Here is a 23,407-nt window from a genome sequence, read left to right as displayed (position 1 = left end):
TTTTGGGTGCCGGGCGCCCGAAATTAGCTAGGCCGGAACCAGCGGCAGCCTTCCATCCAGCACCCGGACATCGCGGGCACCGGCCAGAGCCAGGGCGAGGGCGGTGGCGCTCGCCGTGACCTCTCCGCCGTCGGCCGTGATGATGGGCAGCCCCGAGCGCAGTGCGGGGGCGTACAGCTCACGCAGCTTGGCATCGGAAACCAGGGTGTGGTCACTGGAGCGGGTGATCGAGGTGAGCGGGACACTCAGTGCCCGATCGCCGGGGCCCGTGCGCGGCAGCTCCAGCTTGGAGCCCGACACCACGGTGACCGGGGTCAGGACCTCGGGTGAGCCCGCGTGGACCGCGGCGGCGGTGACCGGATCCACCCACAGCTCGGGCCGCGGAGTCCCCACAAAGTCGGAGAGCTGGGACACCCGTGAGCCGCCGCCGGTTTCCACCGAGCGGTGCTCACTGAGCCAGGCGGTGAGGCCGCCATCCAGCACCGCAACCTCGTCGAACCCGGTGGTGCGCAGCAGCCACCACAGCCTGGCGGCCCACTGGCCACGCTGGGTGTCGTACACAACCACGCGGCTATCGGTGGAGATGCCCAGGCGGGCAACCGCGCCGGCCAGGCAGGCGGGATCGGGGCGGTGCAGACCCGGTGCATCCGGGTGGGAGAACTCGGTCAGCAGGTCGGCAAAGCGCGCGCCGGGAATGTGGCCGGAGCGCTCAAAGTGGTCGCGCCCGCAGTGATATTCGCCGTCTCCGGACACCATCACGGTGGCGTCGATGACCACCAGGGCGGGGCTGCCGAGGTGGTCGGCGAGCCACTGTGTGGAGACGACGGGACTTTCAAATACGGGAGACATACCTCAACGCTAACCCGCACATCCGACGCCGTCGAGGGCCACGCAATACGCGGTAACCCTTCACGGCCGACTCTGCGTCGGTGCATAGCTGATCCCAAGACTGTGTCGCATAGCTCATACCAAGGTTTCTCTCAGGAAGCGAAATGAAGCCCGTAATACTGCGGATGTAACGCCAGGTTACCCCGTGTTACCTGGCACCCGGTGGGGGGTCAGCGTGGTTGCTAACGTGTGGGCTTTACCTCCGGGCATACCCCTCCCGCACCCTCCCGAAAGGAAAAACCACTCACATGGCACTCCACAGACTGATTACGGCCAGTGCGCTGTCAACGGTCCTGATCGGCGGGCTTTTGCTCGCCCCGCAGGCGGCCGCCGTCGCGGACGAGGCGGGGCCACTCCTGCTGACCGTCCCGACCACCGCCGCAGACCAGGTCTTAGACCTCGATGTCGTTGAGGCAAACGACGCCGGGCTCGTGGTCCTCGCCGATCCGGCAACCGAGTCTCTGCTGGCAACCCGCGGCGTACGGGTCATCAGCTCGGCCCCCTACGCAACCTCGATCGGTCAGGCACCGGCCCAGGCTCCGCGGGCTCGCTCCTTCGCGGCCGCCGCGGCCCCCACCTACCCGCTGCCCGGCCGCCTGGCCGGCACCGAGTACGAGACCTACTTCGGTGGGTACCGCACCGCCGCGGCCTACGATAAGTTCTCCACCGACATCGCCACCAGCTACCCCGAGCTTGTGCAGCGGGTCGACTTTGGCGAGTCCTGGGAGAAGAAGAACGGCAAGGGTGGCAGCAACCTCGTCGCGATTCGTATCACCGGCGACGTGAAGAACCAGCCCGCTCCCACCGACGGCCAGGAGGGCCGCCCGCGGTTCGTGCTGGTCGCTCAGGCTCATGCCCGCGAGATCATCACCAGCGAGCTGGCCTGGCGCTACGCCACCGAGCTCCTCAACGGCTACGGGGTGGACCCGCAGGTGACCGCACTGCTGGACAGCACCGAGGTGTGGATCAACTTCCAGAACAACCCCGACAGCATTCGTCAGGTGGAAACCGCGCTGGGAACCTCCCCGGTCAACGCCGCCGGTGACGCAACCCCGCCCAACAGCTCCAAGGCCTGGCAGCGCAAAAACGCTAACAACACCCTGTTTGCCCCGACCTCCACCAACTGGAGCAGCCAGCAGCACGGGATCGACCTCAACCGGAACTGGGCCTTCAAGTGGGGTGGCGCGAGCACCAGCACCAACCCCAACGCGGTCACCTACCTGGGACCGTCCCCGGCCTCCGAGCCCGAAACCGCTCAGCTCGCCACGCTGCTGACCCAGCTGTTTGGTGAGTACCGCACCGAGAGCACCACCGCGGCACCGGATACCCGCACGGGCACCTACATCAACCTGCACTCCTACTCGGACTACGTCATCTACCCGTATGCGTATGACAAGAACGACGCGGTCCCGAACCTGGCACCGATCAAGGCCAGCGCCTTCCGTCAGTCCTTTGCCAGCGGATTCCAGACCGGTAAGGCCGGCGAGATCCTCTATGACAACGCCGGAAACGACATCGACTGGATCTACTCGCAGCTGGGCGTCCCCGCCTACACCTACGAGATCGGTACCGCCTCAACCGGCGGATTCTTCCCCGCCTACACCCGAGTGGCCGACTTCTGGGCCAAGGTTTCCCCGGGCATTCACTTCGCCGCCGAGGCAGCCTACGCACCGTACACCGCGACCCTGGGTGGCGTGGTGACCGAGGTATCCGCGGAGCGTGCCGAGAACGGTTCGGTTCAGATCACCGGCACCGCAAGCGATGATGTCTACGGCAAGGACCCGCGCTCGGCCGCGCGTCGCCCGGCCGTCACCAACATCACCGAGGCGGAGGCCGCGGTTGCCTACGACCGCAACAGCATTGACAAGACCGTGCCGCTGACCGTGGCCGCACCCGGCACCGAGGCCACGTTCTCGGGAACCGTTGCCGTGACCCGGGACAACGCGTCCTTCAACCGGGTGTTTGTCCGGGTCAAGAACGGATCCAGCCAGTGGGGACCGTGGCGTGCGGCCGAGGTCGCGCAGATCGATGCCCCCGTCTACTCGGGACCCACCACCTTCACCCTGACCGCCGGTGAGGAGCAGAACATCCAGCTCAACGCCGCCTCCGTGGTCCCGGCCGAATATGCGGTGTTCGACGGTGCCCTGCCCGAGGGGCTGACGCTCGATCAGGAAACCGGCGTCATCTCCGGAAGCGTGACCAAGGCCGGAACAAGTACCGCGACCCTGATCATCGCCAATGGGTCGGCAAGCATCAATCCCGAGCTGACCTTCACGGTCGAGCCCGCCGCGCTGTCGACGTTTGACCTGGGCCTGTCCGCTCCGGCACCCAAGCAGGGTGACACGATCACCATCACCGCGCTGGGAATCGATGAGTATGGCAACCAGATTGCCGACTTCAGCGACCGCGTGGTGCTGACCTCGGACGTGGCCAGCGACGTGATCGTGGGCAACACCGTGCGCTTCCCGCACGCCAGCCCGCACATCATCACCGCGACCTTCGAGGGCGTCTCCACTTCGATCCTGGTGGAGGTCACCCCGGTGGCCGTAGACGGCGGAACCACGCCGCCCACCACCGTGCCGACGCCGGGTTCCTCGGCTCTGCCGGTGGATAACGCCGGGGCGAAGAACCCGGGTCACTCCATCGCCAACACCGGTGCCGAAATTGGTGGCATCCTGGTGGCGCTGACCCTGCTCCTCGGTGCCGGAACCGCACTGGTTGTGCGTCGCCGCCGCAGCAGCGAGGTCTAACCCGCCTCACCCATCGCGCCCCCGGCTGCTTCGGCAGTCGGGGGCGCTGTTGTGCGTTCGCAGTCGCGGTGAGGTGTCGGGCATTGAGTCGGGAGGTTTACCCCATCCGGCCCGTTAGAGTATGGGGAGCTTTGCACACCGGACGAGGGGATTGGCGATGCGAATGCGGGGACGTACGGTGACGGCGGCGATTCTGATTGCGCTGCCGGTGGGCACCCTGGTGTGGGCGCGCACGGCGTGGGAGGGACGGTTCACCGCCGAGCTGCCCAGTCACTGGCAGGGGCCCGGAGGACCGGACGCGACCTCGCCGGAGGAACCGCTCTACTGGGCGATGCTGTGGACCTCGGCCGTGAGCGCCCTGATTGCGCTGGCGGGTCTGATCCGCTGGCCGCTGCCCTCGGCGGGCATGCGCTGGTGGGTTGCGGTTTTTGCAAGCGTCGCCGCGGTCACCGCCTCGATGTGGATCGGCCCGGCCGGGAGCACACTGGACCTTGAGAATGCCCTGGAGGCTCGGCCCGGTGTGGGTGTTCTGCTCACCATGTTTTGCCTGGTATACGGCGCGATTCCCGCGCTGGTGAGGCCACCGGCGCGGGAATCTGTGGGTGTAGCTGGGTAGTTAGCGGCGTCGACGGGCGTCGATCTGACCGGTGTTGAAGCCCATCAGGTTGAGGCCGCCGTGGAAGCGGGCGTGCTCGATCTTCATGCAGCGATCCATCACAACCTCCAGGCCCTTGCTCTCGGCGAGGGCCGCCGCCTCCTCGTTCCAGAGGCCGAGTTGGAACCACACGGTTTTTGCGCCCACGGCCGCGGCCTCCTCAACCACCTGAGGGAGGTCGGAGTTCTTGCGGAACACGTCGACGATGTCGGGCACCTCGGGCAGCGAGGCCAGGTCGGGATACACCGGCTGGCCGAGCAGCTCGGTGGCTCGCGGGTTTACGAAGTACACCCGGAAGTTCGAGGACTGCTGCAGGTAGGTGGCCACGAAGTAGCTGGACCGTGCGGTGTTGGGGGAGGCTCCGACGATCGCGACCGAGCGCGAACGGCGCAGGATGTTGTAGCGCTCGTGGGAGTCCGGACCCACCCAGGTGCGGGTGGTGTCGGCGTGGGTTGGAGCGGCGGGCAGCGCGCAGGTCAAGCCGGCGCTGCTGGTGGTGGCGCTCATTTTCCTGCTCCCGCGTTCAGCGCTCGGTCGAGGTCCGCGATGATGTCCTCGGGGTCCTCGATGCCCACGCTCAGTCGCACCAGGCCCGGCAGCACGCCGGCGTCCAGCAGCTGCTGCTCGGTGAGCTGGGCGTGGGTTGTGGAGGCCGGGTGGATGATCAGGGTCTTGGCATCACCCACGTTGGCCAGGTGGCTGGCCAGCTCGACGTTCTCGATCAGGGCCTTGCCCGCCTCGCGTCCGCCGCGCAGCACAAATCCGAAGACCGAACCGGGTCCGGACGGGAAGTACTTGGCCGCGCGCTCGTGGTGCGGGTGATCGGGGAGTCCGGCCCAGTTGACGGCCTCGACTCGGGGATCGGCGGCCAGCCATTCGGCGACGATACGGGCGTTGTCCACATGGGCGCGCATCCGCAGCGGCAGGGTTTCCACACCCTGGGCGAGGAGGAAGGCCGAGTGTGCGGGCAGCGCCGGTCCGATGTCGCGCAGCTGCTCGGCACGCAGCCGGGTCAGGAACGCGTACTCGCCGAAGTTGCCCGACCACTCCAGCCCGCCGTAGCTCGGGACCGGTTCGGTGAAGCGCGGGAAACGGCCCGAGGTCCAGTCAAACTTCCCGGATTCCACCACGACACCACCGAGGGTGGTTCCGTGACCGCCGATGAACTTGGTGGCCGAGTGGGTGACGATATCCGCTCCCCAGTCGATCGGGCGGATCAGCGCCGGAGTGGAGAGGGTCGAGTCGATCACCAGCGGCACGCCGTGGGCACCGGCGACCTCGGCGAGGCCCTCGATATCGGCGATCTCGCCCGAGGGGTTGGCGATGGTCTCGGCGAAGATCAGCTTGGTTTTGTCGGTGATTGCGGCGGCATAGGCGGCCGGATCCGAGGAGTTCACAAACGTGGTTTCGATGCCGAAGCGGCGCAGGGTCACATCCAGCTGGGTCACCGAACCGCCGTAGAGGCTGGCCGAGGCGACGATGTGATCGCCCGCCTCGGTGAGACTCGCGAAGGTCAGGTACTGGGCCGCCAGGCCACTCGCGGTGGCGACGGCACCGAGGCCACCCTCGAGGTTCGCGATCCGCTCCTCGAAGCTGGAGACCGTGGGGTTGGCCAGGCGCGAGTAGATCGTGCCGTATTTCTGCAGCGCGAACCGGCTCGCGGCGTCCTCGGCGCTGTCAAACACAAACGCGGTGGACTGATAGATGGGAAGGGCGCGGGCACCGGTAGCCGCGTCGGGGATGTTGCCCGCGTGAATCGCGCGCGTGCGGAAGCCGTACTCTCGATCTGCCATGATGACAGGCTAGTGGTCGGCGCACGTCACACCCGCTCATGTGACGTCATAGACCGAAACATAACAGTGTGAGACAATACTTATGAGCCCGATGATCGGGCCCCGGACGAGGGCGCAGTACCCGGAACGCGACAAGACTGACCATGAAGGTTGGTGTTTGTCATGGCATGGATCGTGCTGATTATCTCCGGTATTCTCGAGGCCGTTTGGGCCACCGCGCTGGGCCGCTCGGAGGGATTCTCTAAGCTCTGGCCCACGGTGGTATTCGGAGTGGGACTGCTGCTGAGCATGGGTGGTTTGGCGTATGCGATGCGCGAAATCCCCACCGGAACCGCGTATGCGATCTGGGTGGGAATCGGCGCAAGCCTCACGGTTTTGTACGCGATGATCTTTGGCGGGGAACCCGCCTCGATTATTAAAATCCTGCTCATCCTGGGAATCGTCGGCTGTGTCATCGGCCTCAAGATGGTGGACGCCGCGCACTAGAACCGAGGCGTTCGGCAGGGCCAAAAACCTGTGAATTCCATTAGGTTGTGCGAACGGCGCAAATCTGAATGTGGATCGAGGCTCCGGACGCTACACTGGCCCAATGGCTACCTCAGAAACCCGTGCTCGAGCCGAACGTCGCCTCGGGATTACGCTTTTGATCGTGTCCGCGCTGGTTGCCGGATTCGCTGTGTACACCTTTGTCAGTGCGAGTGTCTGGTACGCCTATGCGGCCGGTGCGCTGTTCTCGATTTTGGCGCTGGTGCTGGTACTGCGCGGGGTTGAACAGGTCCGCGATGGGATCGATTCCGCCCACCCCTAAACGTCTCCACAACAAGAAAGTCCCGCAGGCAGTGCCTGCGGGACTTTCTTGTGCCCTAGATCCAGCTGGGGAGCCAGGCGTGCATCTGCCAGAACCAGTAGGGGACGTTCATCGCGGTCCACAGCGGGTACCAGAAGATCGACAGCGCGGTCGCGAAGAAGAGGAAGATCCCCACGGTCGCCAGGCCCGAGGTTCGTCGGGGGCGTGGATCCTCCCGCTTGCCGATGATCAGCCCGATCACAAAGACCAGACCGAGGATCAGGTAGGGCTCAAACGCGATCGTGTAGAACTGGAACACCGTGCGTTCGGTGTAGGCGAGCCAGGGCAGGTAGCCGGCTACCATGCCCATCAGGATCAGGCCCACCTGCCACTCCTGGTGACGGGTCAGCCGGTACACGAGGTAGAGGGTTGCCAGCACGGCGGCCCACCAGATCAGCGGGTTGGCGATCGAGGTGATGGCCTCCGAGCACAGGTCGGCACCGCAGGATCCGGCCTTCGGGGTGACGTACCACATGCTGGTCGGGCGGATCATCGCGAGCCAGCCGAGCGGGTTGGCCTGATAGGCGTGCGGGGTCGAGAGGCCCACATGGAACGCGTACATCTGCTCGTGATAGTGGACCAGGGACTGGATCGCCTTGGGAACCCAGGCGAACGTGCCCTGCCAGGCGTTGGCGGGGTCGGCGGCCCACTGACGGTAGTAACCACCCGAGGTGGTGAGCCATCCCGTCCAGCTGGTGATGTACACCACCACCGCGACCGGGACGTAGAGCAGGAAGGTGGCGGGGGCCTGGAGCAGTGAACCCAGGGCGAATTCGCCGAGGCCGCGGCGACGGCGGGCCAGCAGGTCCACCACAACCAGGTAGATCCCGAAGGCGGCCAGGAAGTAGAGTCCCGACCACTTGACCGAGGTGGTCGCGCCAAAAGCCAGACCCGCGGCCAGGACCCAGGGCCGATTCCAGATGACCGGCCCGGCCGCCTTTTTGAGTGGGGCGTCGGGGTGTGCGGCGATCCAGCTGTCGAGTTTGTGTTCCAGCCAGGCTCGATCCTTGAGAATGAACCAGAACCCGAGCAGCGCGAAGACCATGACCGAGTTGTCGAGGATCGCGACCCGGCTCATCACGATCGCGTGTCCGTCGATCGCAAACAGGAATCCGGCGATGACCGCGAGGGTGCGTGACTTGGTCAGGCTGCGGGCCACCAGCATGACCAGGCCCACACCGATGACACCCATCAGCGCGGTGGTGATGCGCCAGCCGAACGCATTATCGGCACCGAAGATGGCCATCCCGACCCCGATGATCCACTTGCCCAGCGGCGGGTGGACGATATAGGAGGGGTCCTTGAGGTAGATATTGACGTCGCCGGCGTTGAATCGCTCGTTGACGCCATCGGGCCACTTGGACTCGTAGCCGTTGCCCCACAGCGAGTAGGCGTCCTTCACATAGAAGGTTTCGTCGAACACCAGCGCATGCGGATACCCGAGGTTCCAGAGGCGCACACCCGCGGCGAGCAGCAGAATCAGGACCGGGATCAGCCAATTCAGTAGGCGGGCACGTTCGGGGGTCCGGACGATCTTCAGCCACAGGTCATCGATGCGCGATCCGGTGGGCACCGCCGCGTGGGCGGGCGGATGCTCGCTCTCGCGCGGGGCAACCGCGACCGGGCCGGTGTGCGGCGCGGCGGTCTGTACGATCGGGCCGGTGTGCGGCGCGGCGGTCTGTACGACCGGGCCGGTGGTGGGGGTGGGCGACTCGGCGGCGGAGGGAGTGCCCTCCGAGGCGGAACCGTTTTCACTGCTGGACACTCTGTAATGGTAGTCAGTGAAGGTGCGATTTCTCACCCGTTTTGGTGATTGTTGTGTGTGGGGTGCCGGATTGACCTGTCAGACTGGATCCATGATCATCCTCGGTGCCACCCCCATTGGAAACCTCTCCGACGCGACAACCCGTCTGGTGGAAACCCTGGAACGGGTCAGCGTGGTTGCCGCCGAGGACACCCGCACCACGGTCAAGCTGCTGCGTGGGCTCGGCATCGAGAACCGTCCCGAGCTGCTCGCCCTGCACGATCACAACGAGCGGGTGCGGGCGGCAGACCTGGTCAATCGCGCCCGAGATGAGGACATCCTGGTCCTCAGCGATGCGGGCATGCCCACGGTCTCGGACCCGGGATTCCACCTGGTCGAGGCCGCCGCGGCCGCCGACGTACGGGTCACGATTCTGCCCGGCCCGAGCGCCGTGCTCTCGGCGCTCGCCGTCTCGGGCCTGCCCACCGACCGCTTCTGCTTCGAGGGGTTCCTGCCGCGTAAGTCGGGGGAGCGTCGCGCGGCCTTCACCGAGCTGGCCGACGAACGTCGCACGATGGTCTTCTTCGACTCGCCCAACCGTCTGGCCGCGAGCCTGGCCGATATGGCCGAGGTGTTTGGTGCCGAGCGTCGCGTGGTGGTGTGCCGCGAGCTGACCAAGCTCTATGAGGAGGTCAAGCGTGGATCGGCCGCCGAACTGGCCGAGTGGGCTGCCGAGGGTGTGCGCGGGGAGATCTGCATCGTGGTTGCCGGGGCCCCGGCCCGCGAGTTCAGCCTCGAGGATGCCATCGCCCGGGTCCGTTCGCTGGTCGAATCCGGCGTGCGCACCAAGGACGCGGCGACCCAGGTGGCCGCCGAAACCGGCCTGGGCAAGCGCGACCTCTACGAGGGTGCGCTGGCCCGCTAAACGGCTTCCCACGCCGCCCGGCGTAACGATGTCCGCGGGCGGGTGATTTTCACCATACAATTGAGCGCATGTCGTCCGGTCGTTCTTTCTATGTCACCACACCCATTTTCTACGTTAACGATGCTCCCCATATCGGGCATGCGTACACCGAGGTGGCCGCTGACATGCTCGCGCGCTGGCACCGTCAGTCAGGTGATGACACCTGGTCGCTGACCGGAACCGACGAGCACGGCGAGAAGATCCTGCGCACCGCCACCGCCAACGGCACCACCCCGCAGGAGTGGGCCGACAAGCTGGTGCGTGAGTCCTGGATCCCGCTGCTGGAGACCATCGATATCTCCAACGACGATTTCATCCGCACCACCGATGAGCGCCACGAGAAGAACGTTCAGGTCTTCCTGCAGAAGCTCTACGATGACGGTTTCATTTACTCGGGCGAGTACTCCGGCCTCTACTGTGTGGGCTGTGAGGAGTTCAAGCCCGAGAGCGAGGTTGTGGACGGAACCGGTGAGTTCGCCGGCCAGAAGGTCTGCGCGATCCACTCCAAGCCGCTGGAGCGTCTGGAGGAGAAGAACTACTTCTTCCGGATGAGCGACTTCTCCCAGCGTCTGCTGGACCTCTACGAGCAGAACCCCGAGTTTGTGCAGCCGGAGTCGGCACGCAACGAGGTCATCCAGTTTGTCCGTCAGGGCCTCAACGACCTCTCGATCTCGCGCTCGAGCTTCGACTGGGGTGTCAAGGTGCCCTGGGATGACTCGCACGTGGTCTATGTGTGGTTCGACGCGCTGCTGAACTACATCACCGCCGTCGGCTACGGCCAGGACGACGCCACCTTCGAGAGCCGCTGGCCGGGCATGCACCTGGTGGGTAAGGACATTCTGCGCTTCCACGCCGTGATCTGGCCGGCCATGCTGATGGCCGCCGGACTGCCCGTGCCGCACCGCGTGTTTGGTCACGGCTGGCTGCTGGTGGGTGGCGAGAAGATGTCCAAGTCGAAGCTCACCGGTATCGCGCCGCACGAGATCACCGACACGTTTGGTTCGGATGCGTTCCGCTACTACTTCATGTCCGCGATCCACTTCGGTCAGGACGGCTCCTTCAGCTGGGAAGACCTCTCGGCTCGCTACCAGGCTGAGCTGGCCAACGGATTCGGAAACCTGGCCTCGCGCACCCTGGCGATGATCACCCGCTACTACGACGGCGTCGTGCCGGCTCCGGCCGAGTACACCGAGGCCGACCTGAACGTTCAGCGTGTGGTCGCCGAGGCCGTGGCCAACGCGGATGCGGCGATCGAGAAGATCGCTCTGCACGAGTCCCTCGCCGCCATCTGGACCGTGGTCGAGGAGCTCAACGGATACATCACCGTGCAGGAGCCCTGGGCCCTGGCCAAGGATGAGGCCAACCGTGAGCGTCTGAACACCGTGCTGTACACCGTTGCCGAGGGCCTGCGTGCCCTGGCCGTGGTGCTGTCGCCGACCATCCCCAAGGCCACCACCAAGCTGTGGACCGCACTGGGAGTGGAGGACTCCCTGGGAGCCCTCACCGCTCAGCCGATCCGCTCGGCCGGTGTCTGGGGTCAGCTGGTTCCGGGGACGACCGTGGGTGCGCTCGAGGCGCTGTTCCCGCGGATCGAAACCACCAACGCCGAATAGTGGGGATGCCGGAATCGGCGAAAGCGGGTAGCGTCGAGGGTATGAACCCGACGCACGTACGCACGCGTGGGGACTCGGATCGTAAAGATCTGAGTTACCCGCCGCTCCCGCAGCCGCTCACCTCCGGTGTGTACGACAACCACACCCACCTGGAAATCGCCGATGGCGATCAGGCCCTCGACTATCGCGAGCAGCTTGATCGCGCCTCGAGCGTGGGGGTGAAGGGCGTCGTTCAGGTGGGCACCGATCTGGCCACCTCGCGCTGGGGTGCCCAGATCGCGGCGATCGAACCACGGGTGCTCGCGGCCGTGGCCATCCACCCCAACGACACCCCCGAGCTTGAGGCTCAGGGCCTGTTGGATGAGCATCTCGCGGGCATCGATGAGCTGGCCGCGCTGCCGCGGGTACGCGCGGTGGGCGAGACCGGACTCGACTTCTTCCGCACCGGAGAGGACGGCCGAGCCGCCCAGTTCCGGGCGTTTGAGGCGCACATCGAGATCGCCAAGAAGCACAACCTGGCCCTGCAGATCCACGACCGCGACGCTCATAACGAGGTCGTGGAAACGCTGCTGCGGGTGGGCGCGCCCGAGCGCACGGTGTTTCACTGTTTCTCGGGAGACGTGGAGCTGGCCGAGATCTGCATCAAAAACGGCTGGTACATGTCTCTCTCGGGCACGGTGACGTTCAAAAACGCTCACAACCTGCGCCGGGTCCTGGATATGGCGCCGCGTTCGCTGTTGATGATCGAAACCGACGCGCCCTATCTCACCCCGACCCCGTTCCGGGGCCGGCCCAATGCCCCCTACCTCATTCCCTATACGCTGCGTGCAATCGCCGAGTACCTGGATCTTGATCCGGTGATGCTGGCCACGCAGCTCAGCTCCAATACCGAAGCCGTATACGGCCGCTGGGATCACGATCCGATTCGCTCCCAGACCGGCCCGAACGACCGAACGAAAAGTACCCAATGAACCTGCTCGGCCCCGCCGAAATCCGCGACCTCGCGGAAATGCTTGATGTGACCCCCACCAAGAAGCTCGGCCAGAACTTTGTGGTGGATGCCAACACCGTCCGCAAGATCGTGAAGGTCGCGAACGTTGAGGCCGGTGACGCGGTGATCGAGATCGGCCCCGGACTCGGTTCGCTGACCCTGGGTCTGCTGGAGGCCGAGGCCCGCGTGGTAGCGGTGGAGATCGACTCGCGCCTGGCCGAGCAGCTGCCCAAGACCGTGGCCGCCCTCGCCCCCGAGGCCGAGCTCACCGTGGTGCATCAGGATGCGCTGAAGGTCACCGAGCTGCCGCTTGAGCCCACCCGCCTGGTGGCAAACCTGCCCTACAACATCTCCGTGCCCGTGCTGCTGCACCTGCTGGAGCACTTCGACTCGCTCACCTCGGGTGTGGTCATGGTTCAGGCCGAGGTGGGTCACCGTCTGGCCGCCGAGCCGGGGTCCAAGATCTATGGCAGCCCGAGTGTCAAGGCCGAGTGGTACGGTAACTGGCGGATCGCCGGAACCGTGAGCCGCCAGGTGTTTTGGCCGGTCCCCAATGTGGATTCGGTCCTGGTGGGCTTTGAGCGTCGTGAGGACCAGATCGGCACGCTTGAGGAGCGTGCCCTGACCTTCGCACTGGTGGATGCGGCCTTTGGGCAGCGTCGCAAAATGTTGCGACAGTCCCTGGGACAGGTTTTGGGTGGCGCCGATGTGGCTACCGAACGCCTGGAAGCCGCGGGAATTGCGCCCACCGCGCGCGGTGAGGCGCTGACCGTTCATGACTTTTTGGGCGTCGCACGCGCACATCTGAGCGCCGTCGGTAAATAACGTTAGATATCCTGCGTTAGGTTTAACTCATGAGCGCCAACCAGACGTCCACTGAGGTAGCAGCCCGGGCCCCCGGGAAGGTGAACCTGTTCCTGTCCGTGGGAGCGGTCCGTGAGGATGGATACCACGAGGTAGCCACCGCGTATCAGGCCGTGTCCCTGTATGAGGACGTCTATGCCTCACACGCGAGTGATTTCGCGGTGACCTTCGAGGGCAAGATCAACACCGATTCGGTGCCCACGGATGGTTCGAACCTGGCGATCAAGGCGGCCCGCCTGCTGGCCCGCAAGACCGGCTATCGCGGTGGGGTCCACCTGCGGATCGAAAAGAACGTTCCCGTGGCCGGCGGCATGGGCGGCGGATCGGCCGATGCCGCGGCAACCCTGGTCGCCTGTGACGCGCTCTGGGGAACCGGACTCGGTCGCGAGGAACTCGTGCGCCTGGCCGCCAAGCTCGGCGCCGATGTGCCCTTCGCCCTGGTGGGCGGCACGGCGCTGGGAACCGGACGCGGGGAACGCCTGAGCCCGGCGCTGGCCACCGGCCAGTTCACCTGGGTGTTTGCCCTCGCCGATCAGGGACTCTCCACCCCCGCTGTCTACGCCAAGCTTGACGAGCACCGCGAAAAGCACGCCCTGGACATTTCCCCGGCCCGCGAGGTGCCGAGCGTGGATAACGATGTTTTGCAGGCGCTGCGCGCCGGGGACACGATCATGCTCGCCAACGCCCTGCACAACGATATGCAGGTCGCCGCGCTACAGATGCAGCCGGGCCTGGCCGACGTGATCGAGCTGGGGGAGCGCTCCGGTGCGCTGGCCGGGATCGTCTCCGGGTCGGGTCCCACCGTGGCCTTCCTGGCCGAGGATTCCGATGCGGCCCTGGAGATCCAGGTTTCGCTGAGCGCCAACGGTATCCGCACTGTGCGGGCCACCGGTCCGGCCTCGGGTGCCCGCCTGCTCACCGACTAGACACGTCGTTTTGGCCGGTCAGCCCCGGCTTTGTTTTCGCCGGGAATTGTTGCCCCAGAGCGAGGGACGTTTCGCGCAACCACTCGGATAAACCCGCAACGTTTGTATAACTAACGTTTTCAGTGCCATCAAAAACCTGTTACATTCCCGGTACACGCCGTCGGGGGGACGGCACCGCGGATACCCGTGTGTGCCTCGGCCGATTGGTGCCATGACACACTGACGGTCCGGGGGAACACACGGTGGTATTCGAACGACTCAGCGGCATAAGAAATACCCTTGTGGGCGTGGTAGTGGGCGCACTCATCGTGAGCCTCGGGCTGGTGGGAACCGGCCCCGCGTTCGCCGCCGGACCCCCGGCCACCCTGACCCTGGAGGCGATCAACCCGGCCACCGGTGCGCCGGTGACCCAGGTCGAATCCAACCGTGAGTTCGCCTACACGGCGAGCGTGGGCTGTCCGGATCCCTCGGGCTGTGGTCCCACCACGGTCACCGTGGTCTTTCCCGGTGAGGTGGAGTTCATCGCCAGCGGCTTTACCCCGCCCAATGGCACCACGTTTAGCGTAAGCCCCGAAGGTGGTCCGGCCACCGGCAAAACCCTTACCATCACCTGGGACAACCTGGATCAGGCTTCGCTGATCTATCTGCCCACCAAGGTGAGTGCGGATGCCGATTCAACCCTCAATGGGACCCTGCAGGAGGCCACCGCCCGCCTGGTTTCCGGGGTGGAACCGGATGTGACAACGATCGATGACGCGGCCCAGATTCGGTTGCGGATTTACGAACGCCCGGGCATTCTCAGCAGCTCGCAGACCTGGAGCACCGTGGATATCGCCGAGGGCAGCCGTGCCCAGGCCGAGCTGGTGACCACCGCAGTGGCAGCCGCCAATAGCCCCAGCTCGCTGAGCTTCCAGGTGCCCGGAACCGACACGATTCCCGCCGCCTCCCTCCCGGTGGCCGAGGCGTTTGACCTGACCGGACTGCGCTTCAACACGAACCCCGCGGGCATCTCGGTGGTCTTCACACTGGAGAACGGAACCACCCAGACGGTGCCCGTCGCCGCCGGAGAGCTGACCCTTGCGGCCCCCGCCAATGTGGTGGGATATGAGGTCACCGTGCCGGGGCTTCCCGCGCTGGGTAGCACCAATGTGGCCCAGCGTACGGTGAGTGTGGTGGGCGAGTACACCCTGCGTGATAACCGCCGCAGCGACGGCGAGCGCATCATCGGACCGGCCGCCAACATTCAGTCGGTGCGCGCCACGGCCGATGTCACCAACCGGGTGAGCGATGTGGCCCCCAATGCGCCGACCACCCTGGTTCAGCACACCCACCGCGACATCGTTGTGGCGGCGCTGCTGCCGTCCATTGCCCGCTCCACCGACTGGATTACCGCCTCGGGGGACCGGACCTCGGTCTATGAGTCCGGCGAGGGTTCCACGGTCACCGTGCGCCTATCCAACACCGGCGTGCCCGTGCTCTCCGAGGCGACCCTGCGGCTCACCGCGAACCAGACCAGCCGTACCGCCGACTTCTTCGACTATCAGCAGCTCACCGCGATCCCCGAGGTGGTGTTCCCCGCCGGATCCACCCGGGCGAGCATCCGTTACAACTATGCGACCGCACCGGTGGCCGGTGAGGCGCAGGAGTTTGTTGCCGGTGCGGTGGTGCCCGGACCCGAGGGGGACGAGCGCACGCTGGGGGAGATCATCGGCATCACCATCACGTTTTATGCCACCGACGGCGGCGGGATTAGCGGGAACTGTGCGCTGGATGATGACGGCTGTGCGGCACGGGTGATCCTCAGTTCGGCGCTGCGCGATACCCGGCTTTCCAACGGCCAACCGATCAGCGCGCCCTCCGGCAACCCGGGCACCACCCTGGTGGAGTTTGACGGCACCGTGGTGGCCACCGCGGCCACCGGTGCCCGGATTACCGAGAACCTGCCCACCGCGAGCATCACACTGGTCAAGCCGCAGTTCACCGCCAAGCTCAGCAAAAACCTGGGTTCCGATGCGGATCGGATCGTCTATCCGTTGACCGGTGAGGCACGAGCCGGAGACGTGTTTGACCCCGAAATCGACCCGCAGAACTACCGCGATCACGCGCTGCGGCTGAGCGCATCGACCAGCCCGTCGGCGGGAGCGACCGAGGATCAGGGACCAACCGGGCTCACCATTTCGGACCCGCAAACCACCCCGACAAACGCCAACCTGAAGAGCAACCCGTTTAATACGATCAAACTGTCGGCGCTCTCCTCGCAGGCAGCGGTCTGTACCGATGCGAACGGCGGCACCGTAGCCAGCACCACGAGCTACAAGGTGTGGGTCCTCGGTACCGGAACTTCGCCCACGGTCACCAAGGTTGACTACACGGACGGGATGGAGCTGGACCGGGTGGTGGGATTCGAAGTCACCATCCTTCCGGCCGAGCCGGCCGCGCGCTTCCCGGTGACCATCGACTGTGATCTGCCCGCCGGCACCACCGTCACGTTCCGCAATGAGCAGCTGAGCGGCCCGGTCAAGGTGGACCCCAATCTGATTGGGTCCTCGGACACCCCGGGACTCCTGACCGTGGGAAACACCGCCGAGGTGCGCACCGGGATCAACACCGCGACCGCCACCGGTGGCGACGCGATGTTCCTGCTGGATCTGGCCCGCGCCTCGGTGTTCAAGGACTACGCATCCGGGGCGAAAAAGTACGGCATTCAGGGGCAGGAGTCGCCGACCGCGTTCCTGCTGGCCGGTGTGCCCGAGAGCGAGCGCAGCGTGCGCGTGCGTATGACCGACGGTCCGCACTCGGGGTCCTCACTGGACGTCTTCGCCCTCACCGGTCTGCGTGATGCCCGGGTGGGACCGGACCAGAAGATGACCATCACCATGAATGATATCGACGGGAATCCGATCGGACCCGTGGGTGAGGTTGAAGCCAGCACCAGCCATAAGGGTGAGGAGCTGTCCGCGGAGGATATCGAGGACTCACAGAGTGCCGGATACCTGGATTTCCAGCGGGTGGACCGCGAGATTGAGTGGTCGGGATCCTGGGTTGGATTCGATTCGGCACGCGTCTTTAGCGTGCAGGTTGAGGTCACCCGGGCCGACCCCACCGTTGCGTTGCAGCGCTTCGGGGCGTTCTCGGTGGTGGCCGACATGAAGCTGCGCACGCACCTGCTGACAAACCCCGCGGCGATCGTGAACGGCTCGCTGGCCGGGATCATCAAGCGCAACCGCGCCACACTCACCTCGATGAATGAGCCCGGGGGATGGACCACCGGGATTGTTGGCACGGCCGACTTCACGGTGTACGCCGCCGATCAGCTCTTTGGGGACGCCACCGCGAGATGGCAGGGCACGCTGGCGGAGAACTACCTGGTCGCCCAGCACCAGAGTCCCTCCCATGTGGTGCTCACCGCGAGTAACAAGACCGCGCTGGGCGTGGACGGGGTGCCGCCCGCAAACCAGTGGTCGGCCACCGGCAGCATTGCCGTGGGCGTGGATAGCATCGCCGTGGGGGTGGGGAATGGGCCGGGAACCGCGACCAACGATCCCTTCGCGATCACCGACTTCACCGGTATCGAACTGGTGACCTGGCCCGATCGTGAGGGTGCTCCCAGCTCGGGCGGGCAGCCCGCAAATAACAAGGTAGCGGGCGTGATCCACTACCTCTTTGCCGACGGCACCACCCTGGATGTGCCCGCTCCGGTCAACGCGCAGCCCGCGACCCTGAACCCGCCCAGCGATCGTTTCGCGGACGTGGTCGGGGTGCATATCACCTGGTCCGAGGAGGGCAAGCGGGTGGGTCTCAATCGCCCGACCGCGGTCGTTCAGGGCGAGCTGCGGTTCTTCACGAACCTGCGTGACTACGTCCGTACCGGGTACACCTACCGGTTTGTCGCCGGTGTCCCGGATGAGCTGGCATCGGATCAGAGCATCGATGGGGCCACCCAGATCCCCGGTGAAACGGTAACTCAGCAGGCCAACCTGACCGCCAACTATGCGGCACGGATGGGCAATGTAACGCCGCTGGATCTGACCGTAGACAGCGCCAACCTGGCCATCGATGTGGCGGCCTCCTCGGTGAATGCGGCTGTGTCGGTGACCGGCACGGGAACGCTGAACCGCGACCTGCTGCCCAACCGAACCTGGGTATTGGTTACCCAGAACACCGGAAACATTCCGGTGCGCTCGCTGCGGATGGCTACCGCTGCCGAGTTCCTGGATGGTGCACACTGGCCCTCGGCGGATCCGGACGGATACACCCTTGAGCCCGGATCGGCCCTGGACGCCTTCGATGTCCAGCGAGTCCAGGTGAGATACCCGGTGGGTGCGGTCACGGCCCGGGTCTGGGTGCGGGGTGAGGACGGAAAGTGGAGCGACGCCATCACCGCGGCCGACAACGCCGACCTGACCCTGCCGAGTACCGGCGACGGGCCCAAAACCTGGGCCGAGGCCACCGGTTTCCGGGTGCAGTTCGACGGGGACGAGAACACCCGTCAGCGCATCCTCAAGCGTTCCATCGGTGCGCTCAATATCGAATCCAAGCTGCGCACCCACCTACGCAGCGACCCCACCGAGGTCTCACCGGCCACCGATCTGCCCAGCGGGGCCAGCCAGTGGATCGTGGGGATGACCGGTGGTGGTGCATCCTTCATGGACACCTTCACCGTCCCGCTCGCCGAGGTGACCAATGCGCGCGGCGAGACCCCGATCTATCCGGGAACTCCGGCGCCGCTGGTTCGCAAGTATGCGGGTCGATACGATCCGGTAACCAACACCGGAACCACCACCGCCAACGCGAACCCCGGATCCTGGGTCAACTTCTTTGTGGTGCTTCAGAACAACGCGAACGCCTCGAGTAACCTCTACGACCTCACCGCAATCGATGTGCTCCCACCCGAGCTCGCCTATAACGCGGTGTTCCCCTCCTCGGAGTGGCGGGTGACCTCGGCCCCCGAGGGTGTTTCGCGCACCCCGGAGATGACGCTGGTCCCGGGAGATCGAGATTCGATGCGCTGGACCTGGCCCGCGGATAACGTGCTGCGTCCGGGCGAAAAGATCGTGATCCAGGTGCCGCTGCAGATGAGTGACGGTGTGGCCTCGGGGAGTTCGGGGACCAACACCGCTCGGCTTGTGGGCAGCGGAATCCTCGGGGCGCTGCCGGCCTCGGTGTGCGCCGATGAATCCTCGGCAAACGCCAACTGTGTCTCCACCGCCAACGCGAACTTCCTGCAGAACGACTCGGTGCGCGCGGAGTCCTATATCAACGCGGAGATCGGCGGCTCGGAGACCGAGGCTCGCACCGTGTGTGATCCCTCCACCAACGCCGAGTGGCCCGATGGGGACTGGGTGCGCAATCCCTGCATCGCGCTCACCACGGCGGGGGCAACCCTGACCTACCGGGCGAAGCTGATCAACTCGGGAAACAGTGCGCTCAGCCAGTTCCGGTTTGTGGATGAGTTGCCGGCGATCGGCGACACGGGGGCGGTGCTGGAAACCGCGCGTAACTCGCAGTGGACGGCCGCCCTGGTCCCGGGATCGGTCAGGCTTCTCGGTGGCGCCGAGGCCGAGGCAATCGGTGCCCGTGGGGACGCCGTCATCTCCGCCGAGGGAGTGCGCTATTCCTCGACGGGTAACGCCTGCCGGGTTGCACCCGACGCGTTCGGCGGCGCACACACGCTGGCCTGTGACGCGGGTACCTGGAGCGGCACCGCGAGCACAACCACGCACGCCCTGGGGGCGGATATCGTGTTTGCCGACGATGCTCGGATGCTTGGTGGCGAGTTTGTGGTGGTGGAGTTTGATGTAACCGTTCCGGTGACCAGCACCACCCCTCGGGTGGCCTGGAACTCCGTTGCGGCCACCGGACGTGTCAATACCGCGAGTAGCTGGCTGCCGGCCGCCGAGTCGCCCCGCTCGGGTGCCCGCGCGCAGGACAGCGAGCTCACCCTGACCCTGGACCTGCGAGATGACCCGGTCACCCGCTGGCACCTGGGATCCACCGGCTATGAGCTTGACTACGCGTGTCTGGCACCGGGGGCCGAGTCTCCGGTCACCGGAACCGCGAGCTTTGCGGGGATCAGCGCGGTGGACCAGACGCTCTCGACCACGCTCACCGGGCTGCCGCTCGGTGCATCCTGCTCGATCGTGGACCAGCGCTATCAGCCCACCGGAACCACCGCCCCGGGCCAGTACGGTTCGGTTTCGGCGGGCACTACCGGGTACGGGTTTAGTACCGATCCCGAGGATGCTCTGGTGCTGGGCACCACCCTGGCCGACAACGTGATCGCCACCACCAACGCCTTTGCTGAGGCGGTGGTGACCCTCGCGGTCGAGGTGGATGGTGATGCAACCTTCCTCCCCGCGGACGCGCCGTTCGAGGTGGCGATGAGCTGTACCTTCGCGGGAATCACCGAGAACTATGGGCCCTTCAGCCTGGTTCCCGGAGACACCCAGCGTGTGGACGGGCTGCCGGTTGGTGTGACCTGTACCCCGGCGGAGACCAACTCACGCGGTGCGGCCACGGTCACGGCGACGCTCAACACCGAGGCGGTGCCGCTGGATGCTGACCGAGCCTTTGATGCCGAAACCCTGGAGCCGGGAACCCACGACGTGGTGTTCCTCAACACCTTCAACGCGGGTGGGGATCTGACCGTTCTCAAGCGCGTGGAGACGCCGAGCGTGACCACCACGGTGGGCGATGCACGCTTCACCGTGGTCTGCACCCTCGCCGGGGCACCGATCGCGCTGGGCGATGTGGGCACGTTCACGCTCGCCATCGCCGCGGGGGAGACCACCGCATCCCGGGCTATTGCCGGTCTGCCGGTGGGCGCTGAGTGTGTGGTGACCGAAACCGAGTCGGGCGGGGCGAATATCGCCGCCCCCGAACGCACGGTCACGATCCTGGATGGGGAACCGGTCACGGTCGAGATGCTCAACACCTATTCGCCGGCGTCACTCGAACTCACCAAGGTTCTCACCGGTCCGGGTGCAGGCGAGTCCCGGGTCCCGGGCAGCTTTGAGGCGCGGGCAACGTGTACTCGGGAGCTGACCGTGGGCGGTGCCGCGGTCACGGTGACCGATCACGATGCGCTCACGGTCCTTCGGCCGGGAACCGCCGTGCGGATTGATGCCCTGCCCGAGGGCAGCGTGTGTACGATCACCGAGCCCGATCTGCGGGGTGCGGAGAGCGTGAGCATCGACCCGGTGACTCCGGGGGTTGCCGACCAGCAGTCGGCGGCGAATACCGCCCGGGTTGCACTGGTGGGTCCGGGGGCCGATGGTCATCCGATCCCCACCGCGGTGCGGGTGACCAACACCTATGCGGCGACTCCGGTCGTTGCGGGTCCGGGAGGCTCGGCTCTGGGCTCGACCGGTGCCAACCACGCGCTGGGGCTGGGTGCCCTCGCCCTCGCCACACTGCTGGCCGGGCTCGGAGCGTTCTTCTTCCGCCGCCGCGGCCGCACCGAATAGCCTCCCTCCAAGACGCACGGCCCCGGGTGAGAACCCGGGGCCGTGCGCATGTGCGGGGTGCTGCCATACTCGGAGGATGAGTGGATTTCATCATGTCGAGGTGTGGATCGCGGACCGCGAGTCCCTTGGCGACTGGGCCTGGCTGCTGACCCGCCTCGGTTTCACCCGGGACAGCGTGTGGGCCGAGGGAGAGTCCTGGGGTGCCGGAGGCGCGTATCTGAGCCTCACCACCTCCCCGAACCTGTCCTCGCCCGTGCACGATCGTCGGCGGGCGGGGATCAACCATCTGGCCTTCCACGGTGGATCCCGGGCGGAGGTCGACGCGCTGGTCGCCGCGGCCCCGGCCCACGGTTGGCGGCCGCTGTATGCCGAACGCTATCCACACGCCGGCGGTCCCGACCACTACGCGGCCTGGTTGGAAAACGCAGACGGGTTCAAGGCCGAGGTGGTGGCCGCGTAGCCGGGCATACAAAAAGACCCACGGGAGAAATCCCGTGGGTCTTTTGTGGTGTCGTGACTAGTTCACGCAGGGGATGGAGCCGGCCTGCAGCGGCTCCTTCCAGTCGTGGTAGGTGTTGTCTGCCGGAGCCTCGGAGGACGGTGCGCCCGGGGTGGCCGGAGCCTCGGAGGCGGGCGCCTGCGGGGTTTCCGGAGTCTTCGGGGTCTCGGCGGTGCCCGCGCCGCCGGTGGCGGGGGTTTCCGGGGTGGCGCTGCCGGAGGGGGTGGTGCCGAGCAGCTGGGCCACGGTGGCGTGGATCTGGTCCAGGTCCACCAGGTTCACGTCCTTGCCATCGCGCTTGGCATAGCCGGTGATCGGCAGGGTGGTGAAGGTGATGTTTCCTCCGGCGAGGCTCGATGCCTGCTGGGCGAAGCTCAGGAATTCGAATCCGTCATCCACCGCGATGTACTGCTTGGCGGTGCCGACCAGGCTGGTGATCGTGGCGGGGTTGGTGAAGGTGCCCGCCTGCTTGAGCTTATAGGCGAGGGACACCATGAATGCCTGCTGGCGACGGGTACGGTCAAAGTCGGTCAGCTCCAGACCGGACTTGCCGGTGTCGCGCCGCTGACGCACAAAGCTCATCGCCTGCTGCGCGTCGATCTCCTGCATACCCGCGGGGAAGTTCGCCCCCGAGTACTTGTCCTCGGTGGCCTGGTTCAGGCACACCTGGATCGGCGCCACTGCCTGCGCGACCTGGTAGAAGGCCGCCATGGTGATCTCCACGAAGTGGTCGATCCGCACACCGCCGAGGAAGTTGGACACCGTGTTGATCTGAGCCTGACGTCCAGCGGTACGGGCCTCCTGATAGGCCTCATCGCGGTTCATGCCGCCGCGCACAAGCTCGCGCAGCTTCTCGTCCAGTGCGAGGCCGTAGGCCTCCTTGATCTTGGACATCTTTACCCCGTTGGGGTGACCGGCCAGCTCGGCGTAGTCGTCACGCGGGATCGAGATGCCCTGCGCCCGACCGCCACCGGCGGGGATGTGGATGAGCATCATCACGTTGGCGTTGTATCCGCCATCACCCTGGTCTCCGGCGTGGATCGCGTTGTAGATCTCCTCGGGGAACGGCTTGCCGTTCTGATCCACCCGACTGTCCAGACCCATGATCAGGATGTTGGTTTCATCGGTGTTCTGATCGGTGCCGAAGTCGGGCTTGCCGCTGGGCATCGAGATCGGAGACCGATGAATATTGTTGTTCAGGTCCTGATACACATACAGCGCGAAGGCACCGGTTCCGGCGGTCAGCAGCACCAGGGTGCTCACCACGGCGAGTGCGATCTGGCGGCGCAGACGTTTGCGCGGAGTCAGTCCGGCCGCGTGGCTCACGGCGGCGCGGGAAGAGTTCGGATCGGTCACGAGGCTCCAAATCGGGGGTGCACGGAGAATTCAGCCTATCGCGTGATGTCG

General features: G+C 65.9%; 16 protein-coding genes and 1 riboswitch. Of the genes, 11 read left to right on the top strand and 5 right to left on the bottom strand.

Translation table 11 applies throughout. The annotated features are described in order from the left end of the window. Positions 1-27 precede the first annotated feature (27 nt). Positions 28-849, bottom strand: a complete 822-nt coding sequence (locus D9V34_RS01640) for a sulfurtransferase (RefSeq protein WP_121687197.1) — start codon at positions 847-849, stop codon at positions 28-30. Positions 850-1,136: 287 nt separating this feature from the next. On the opposite strand from D9V34_RS01640, the gene D9V34_RS01635 reads away from it, so the two are divergent. Together D9V34_RS01635 and D9V34_RS01630 are read left to right on the top strand one after the other, a co-directional pair. Then, positions 1,137-3,638: a M14 family zinc carboxypeptidase gene (locus D9V34_RS01635; protein WP_121687196.1), complete on the top strand. Its 2,502-nt coding sequence runs from the start codon at positions 1,137-1,139 to the stop codon at positions 3,636-3,638. Positions 3,639-3,801: 163 nt separating this feature from the next. After that, positions 3,802-4,254: a hypothetical protein gene (locus D9V34_RS01630; protein ID WP_121687195.1), complete on the top strand. Its 453-nt coding sequence runs from the start codon at positions 3,802-3,804 to the stop codon at positions 4,252-4,254. Here the strand turns inward: D9V34_RS01630 and D9V34_RS01625 are convergent, their stop codons facing one another. Together D9V34_RS01625 and D9V34_RS01620 are read right to left on the bottom strand one after the other, a co-directional pair. Continuing rightward, the gene (locus D9V34_RS01625) at positions 4,255-4,800 is read right to left on the bottom strand and encodes a CoA-binding protein (RefSeq protein WP_121687194.1); all 546 of its coding nucleotides are present in this window, start codon (positions 4,798-4,800) and stop codon (positions 4,255-4,257) included. It lies immediately after the preceding gene. Continuing rightward, positions 4,797-6,086, bottom strand: a complete 1,290-nt coding sequence (locus D9V34_RS01620; protein WP_121687193.1) for an O-acetylhomoserine aminocarboxypropyltransferase/cysteine synthase family protein — start codon at positions 6,084-6,086, stop codon at positions 4,797-4,799. Before D9V34_RS01620 ends, D9V34_RS01625 begins: the two co-directional genes overlap by 4 nt. A gap of 81 nt (positions 6,087-6,167) precedes the next feature. Then, a riboswitch (guanidine-III (ykkC-III) riboswitch) is annotated at positions 6,168-6,231 on the top strand. A gap of 17 nt (positions 6,232-6,248) precedes the next feature. Here D9V34_RS01620 and D9V34_RS01615 point away from each other — a divergent pair. Further along, the gene (locus tag D9V34_RS01615) at positions 6,249-6,572 is read left to right on the top strand and encodes a DMT family transporter (RefSeq protein ID WP_121687315.1); all 324 of its coding nucleotides are present in this window, start codon (positions 6,249-6,251) and stop codon (positions 6,570-6,572) included. A gap of 103 nt (positions 6,573-6,675) precedes the next feature. Then, positions 6,676-6,894: a hypothetical protein gene (locus D9V34_RS17425; protein ID WP_147441589.1), complete on the top strand. Its 219-nt coding sequence runs from the start codon at positions 6,676-6,678 to the stop codon at positions 6,892-6,894. 55 nt (positions 6,895-6,949) lie between these two features. Here the strand turns inward: D9V34_RS17425 and D9V34_RS01610 are convergent, their stop codons facing one another. Next, positions 6,950-8,698: a dolichyl-phosphate-mannose--protein mannosyltransferase gene (locus D9V34_RS01610; protein WP_245991812.1), complete on the bottom strand. Its 1,749-nt coding sequence runs from the start codon at positions 8,696-8,698 to the stop codon at positions 6,950-6,952. Positions 8,699-8,789: 91 nt separating this feature from the next. Between D9V34_RS01610 and rsmI the strand changes: the two genes are divergently transcribed. The 7 genes from rsmI (at position 8,790) to D9V34_RS01575 (ending at position 21,961) form a co-directional block, all read left to right on the top strand. Then, a complete protein-coding gene (rsmI, locus tag D9V34_RS01605; RefSeq protein WP_121687192.1) occupies positions 8,790-9,602 on the top strand; it encodes a 16S rRNA (cytidine(1402)-2'-O)-methyltransferase in 813 nt (270 codons plus the stop codon). A 68-nt stretch (positions 9,603-9,670) separates the two neighbouring features. Further along, positions 9,671-11,254: a methionine--tRNA ligase gene (metG, locus tag D9V34_RS01600; protein ID WP_121687191.1), complete on the top strand. Its 1,584-nt coding sequence runs from the start codon at positions 9,671-9,673 to the stop codon at positions 11,252-11,254. Positions 11,255-11,295: 41 nt separating this feature from the next. After that, entirely contained in the window at positions 11,296-12,225 is a 930-nt protein-coding gene (locus tag D9V34_RS01595; RefSeq protein WP_121687190.1) for a TatD family hydrolase, read from the top strand. Continuing rightward, positions 12,222-13,070 carry a 16S rRNA (adenine(1518)-N(6)/adenine(1519)-N(6))-dimethyltransferase RsmA gene (rsmA, locus tag D9V34_RS01590; protein WP_121687189.1) on the top strand — a complete coding sequence of 283 codons (849 nt, stop codon included), beginning with the start codon at positions 12,222-12,224 and terminating at the stop codon, positions 13,068-13,070. The genes D9V34_RS01595 and rsmA overlap by 4 nt, the downstream gene beginning before the upstream one ends. A 29-nt stretch (positions 13,071-13,099) precedes the next feature. Then, a complete protein-coding gene (locus tag D9V34_RS01585) occupies positions 13,100-14,035 on the top strand; it encodes a 4-(cytidine 5'-diphospho)-2-C-methyl-D-erythritol kinase (protein ID WP_121687188.1) in 936 nt (311 codons plus the stop codon). A gap of 287 nt (positions 14,036-14,322) precedes the next feature. Further along, positions 14,323-21,501, top strand: coding sequence for a DUF5979 domain-containing protein (locus D9V34_RS01580; RefSeq protein ID WP_147441588.1), 7,179 nt, complete (start codon positions 14,323-14,325; stop codon positions 21,499-21,501). Between the two features lie 76 nt (positions 21,502-21,577). After that, positions 21,578-21,961 (top strand): VOC family protein, encoded by a 384-nt coding sequence (locus tag D9V34_RS01575; protein ID WP_121687186.1) that lies wholly within the window; start codon positions 21,578-21,580, stop codon positions 21,959-21,961. A gap of 57 nt (positions 21,962-22,018) precedes the next feature. Here the strand turns inward: D9V34_RS01575 and D9V34_RS01570 are convergent, their stop codons facing one another. After that, positions 22,019-23,356, bottom strand: a complete 1,338-nt coding sequence (locus D9V34_RS01570) for an LCP family protein (protein ID WP_245991811.1) — start codon at positions 23,354-23,356, stop codon at positions 22,019-22,021. Positions 23,357-23,407 lie beyond the last annotated feature (51 nt).

Origin of the sequence: Mycetocola lacteus (assembly GCF_003667575.1) — a bacterium.
GTDB classification, from domain to species: domain Bacteria; phylum Actinomycetota; class Actinomycetes; order Actinomycetales; family Microbacteriaceae; genus Mycetocola; species Mycetocola lacteus.
Note: the sequence above shows the minus strand (reverse complement) of the source record. Positions and strands in the feature narration are given on the sequence as shown.